Source organism: Providencia sp. PROV210 (assembly GCF_028479445.1).
Taxonomy (GTDB): Bacteria; Pseudomonadota; Gammaproteobacteria; order Enterobacterales; family Enterobacteriaceae; genus Providencia; species Providencia rustigianii.
In genome coordinates, this window is the sequence record NZ_JAMPNQ010000008.1 from 1 (window position 1) to 3,955 (window position 3,955).

Consider the following 3,955-nt stretch of genomic DNA (forward strand, 5'->3'; position numbering starts at 1 on the left):
GATGTCAATGCAAGATGCGGTATTGAACCTGTGCAGGGTAAAATTACGGGACCAACAACGCTTAGAGAAAATTGGATTCTTAGAAGAATATCCTCAATATCCAAATGGTACTTTCGGTGATGCAGTACCCCGTGGAGGTAATGCGGGTGGAGGAGGCCAACCAGGCTGGATTTTAAAATGTAAAGGCTGGGAAACTGACCCAAATGCTTATATCTACTTTACTATCCAAGAACAGGATTGGGAACAAACCTGCATTGCAATAGGAAAACCGGAATGGTCAACAGATCCTGCTTACAGTACTCCAAAAGCACGTCAGCCACATATCTTTGATATCTTTGCTGAAATTGAAAAATTTTTAGCTGATAAAGATAAACATGAAGCCGTTGAATATCTAAGTAAATACGGTGTTCCATGTGCACCAGTACTTAGCATGCGTGAAATCGCTCGAGATCAATCACTTCGTGGTAGTGGAAGTATTGTCGAAGTCAAACAACCTAAAAGAGGTAGTTACTTAACTGTAGGCTGCCCAATGAAATTCTCCTCATTTACACCAGAGATTAAAAGCGCCCCATTACTCGGTGAGCATACCGACGAAGTTCTGGCTGAACTGGGCTATAACGCAGATGAAATTGCCTCTATGCGCATTAATAAAGCTATCTAAATTTTAAAATTTGAGAGGGGAAGATTAACTTCCCCATCATTCTGTTACGATGTTATTTATGAGGTTGACATGTCTACTAACCAAAATCAAAATTTAACAGATGGTATGCATATCATTATTGATGCGTTGAAAAAAAATGATATTGATACAATCTATGGCGTTGTTGGCATCCCTGTCACCGATATGGCTAGGCACGCTCAAGCAGTGGGAATACGTTATATTGGATTTCGCCATGAACAATCGGCAGGTAATGCAGCTGCAATTAGCGGATATATTACCCAAAAACCAGGTATTTGCCTCACCGTTTCTGCGCCAGGTTTCTTAAATGGTATGGTGGCACTTGCCAATGCAACAACCAATGGCTTCCCTATGATTCAAATCAGTGGCTCTAGTAATAGAGCAATTATAGACCTCCAACAAGGGGACTATGAAGAATTGGATCAAATGAATATAGCTAAACCATTTGTAAAAGCATCCTATCGAGTGAATAAACCTGAAGATTTAGGAATTGCATTAGCCAGAGCAATACGAACTTCAGTATCAGGCCGACCTGGTGGAGTATATCTTGACCTCACCACCGAAGTTTTAGCGGCTGTAATGGATAAAGATGAAGCAGATAAAACCATTTTCAAAGTTGAAGATCCAGCCCCTAAACAACTTCCATCACCATATTCAATAAAGAAAGCTCTTCAATTACTCGCATCAGCCAAGCAGCCTCTGATCATTTTAGGAAAAGGTGCAGCATACGCTCAAGCAGATGAAAAGATTCGTCAATTTGTTGAAGAAACAGGTATTCCTTATTTACCGATGTCGATGGCAAAAGGATTATTACCCGATAACCATCCTCAATCAGCAGCTTCTGCTCGTTCCTATGCGTTATCAAATGCGGATGTTGTAGTATTAATGGGTGCACGCCTTAATTGGTTACTTGACCATGGCAAAGGTAAACATTGGTCGCCTGATACTCAATTTATTCAATTAGATATCGAACCGACAGAAATTGACAGTAATCGACCTATTTCAGCCCCTATTGTCGGTGATATCGATTCAAGCGTAGAAGCATTGCTGACCGGGTTAAAATCAATCCCAGTAAAATCCCCTAATGAATGGCTTGCCACTATTGATGAACATAAGAAAGTGAATGTTGAAAAAATGGCAACGAAGTTAAATACCGATACTTCACCAATGAATTACTTTAATGCGCTACGTGCAATCAGAGATGTACTCGTAGACCATAAAGATGTTTATGTTGTTAATGAAGGTGCCAATACCCTTGATAATGCAAGAAATATCATTGATATGTACCAACCGCGTAAGCGATTAGATTGTGGAACATGGGGCGTCATGGGTGTCGGTATGGGATACGCAGTGGGTGCCAGTGTTACAAGTGGTATTCCCGTTGTTGCAATTGAAGGCGATAGTGCTTTTGGATTCAGTGGTATGGAAATTGAAACAATATGCCGCTATAAATTACCAGTAACTATCCTTATCTTTAACAATGGCGGCATCTATCGTGGTGATGATAAAAATCTCCATGGCGATACAGATCCTTCGCCAACTGTTCTTATGGCTGATGCTCGCTATGATAAAATGATAGAAGCATTTGGCGGAATAGGTTATTACGCAACAACGCCACAAGAAATTCAGCAAGCCTTAAAAAAAGGAATTACCTCTCGCTCTCCGACATTAATAAATGTCATTATTGACCCAGCGGTTGGTACAGAAAGCGGTCATATTGGAAACTTAAATCCTAAGTCTGTTGCTGGAAATTAATTATCCGGCAGGAAAACACATGAGTAACTAGTGCGTTAATTTATTTTTAGCGCATTAGCTCTATTTGAAAATATTAGGTGAATTATTATGATTGATTTCATGTATAAAATATTCATGAGCGATTTATTGCCAATAATCGTTATATTAGCATTGGGGTTTTTCAGTGGTCGAAAAAACGTTTTCACTGAAGATCAAGCGAGAGCATTCAATAAATTAGTTCTAAATTATGCATTGCCCGCGGCATTATTTGTCTCTCTCGTTAGAGCAAATAGAGAAATGATTTTTGCTGATATGAAGCTAACTATTATTTCTTTAGTCGTTCTATTAGTATGTTTCTTTTTTACATTTTTTAGCTGTAAAAAATTATTTAAGCATTCACGCTCTGAAGCCGCTGTTTGTGCATTAATTGCAGGCTCTCCAACTATTGGTTTTCTTGGATTTGCAGTATTAGATCCTATTTATGGTGATACTGTTTCAACAGGATTAGTTGTTGCCATTATTTCTATTATTGTAAACGCGATTACTATACCTATTGGGTTATTTTTACTTAATCCATCAAGTACGAGTGGAGGTAAAAGTAGTGGTGGTATGAGTGCGCTTAAATCTGCATTTAAAGAACCTGTTGTTTGGTCACCTATCTTAGCAACCGTCTTAGTATTAATCGGAATTAAAATACCAAATGTATTAGATCCTACATTTGATTTAATTGCAAAAGCCAACTCTGGTGTCGCTGTATTTGCAGCAGGGTTAACGCTGGCTGCAAATAAATTCGAGTTTGATGGTGAGATTGTTTATAACACTATGTTAAAACTAATTTTAATGCCAGGATTAATGCTGGCTGCTGGTCTGTTATTTCACATGGAATCCACTCAACTACAAATGATGGTCTTGGCTGGTGCTCTTCCTCCTGCTTTTTCAGGAACGATTATCGCAAGCCGATTTAATGTTTATACCAGAACAGGAACCGCATCGCTTGCAGTCAGTGTTATTGGTTTCATAATTGCAGCACCATTATGGATATATATAGCAAGGCTCGTGAGCTAAATTCGTTCTATATATAACCATGATAAATTATTTTTATCATGGTTATATTCTTCAATAAGGGAAAATATGAGTAATTCAAAACCTCTTGATGGTATTTCCGTACTTGATTTCACAGGCGTTCAATCTGGACCATCCTGTACCCAAATGCTGGCATGGTTTGGCGCTGATGTTATTAAAATCGAACGCCCAGGTGTTGGCGATGTCACTCGAAATCAATTAAGAGATATTCCTGATGTTGATGCTCTTTATTTCACCATGCTGAATGGCAATAAACGCTCCGTTGAACTCAATACCAAAACGCCTGAAGGTAAAGAAGTTATGGAACGTCTTATTAAACAAGCCGATATTTTAGTCGAAAACTTTCATCCCGGCGCCATCGATCATATGGGCTTTACTTGGGAACACATCCAAGAATTAAATCCTCGCCTCATTTTTGGCTCCATTAAAGGATTTAATGAAAATTCACCTTACGCCGAT

The 3,955-nt window shown here is 38.8% G+C and carries 4 protein-coding genes; all 4 read left to right on the plus strand.

What is annotated here, in order from left to right:
• Positions 1–661: CoA transferase (locus PR761_RS07570; RefSeq protein ID WP_272519346.1), on the plus strand; the 661-nt coding region annotated here is incomplete at its 5' end.
• A 69-nt stretch (positions 662–730) separates the two neighbouring features.
• Positions 731–2,434, plus strand: a complete 1,704-nt coding sequence (gene oxc, locus PR761_RS07575; RefSeq protein WP_006815729.1) for an oxalyl-CoA decarboxylase — start codon at positions 731–733, stop codon at positions 2,432–2,434.
• Positions 2,435–2,533: 99 nt separating this feature from the next.
• Entirely contained in the window at positions 2,534–3,478 is a 945-nt protein-coding gene (yfdV, locus tag PR761_RS07580; protein ID WP_119246409.1) for a transporter YfdV, read from the plus strand.
• Positions 3,479–3,544: 66 nt separating this feature from the next.
• The coding region (locus tag PR761_RS07585; RefSeq protein WP_272519347.1) for a CoA transferase at positions 3,545–3,955 on the plus strand (411 nt) is incomplete at its 3' end.

Bases quoted from the DNA above. Each gene is read 5' to 3' on its own strand.
- yfdV (WP_119246409.1), top strand. From the start codon at position 2,534: ATGTATAAAATATTCATGAGCGATTTATTGCCAATAATCGTTATATTA.
- oxc (WP_006815729.1), top strand. From the start codon at position 731: ATGTCTACTAACCAAAATCAAAATTTAACAGATGGTATGCATATCATT.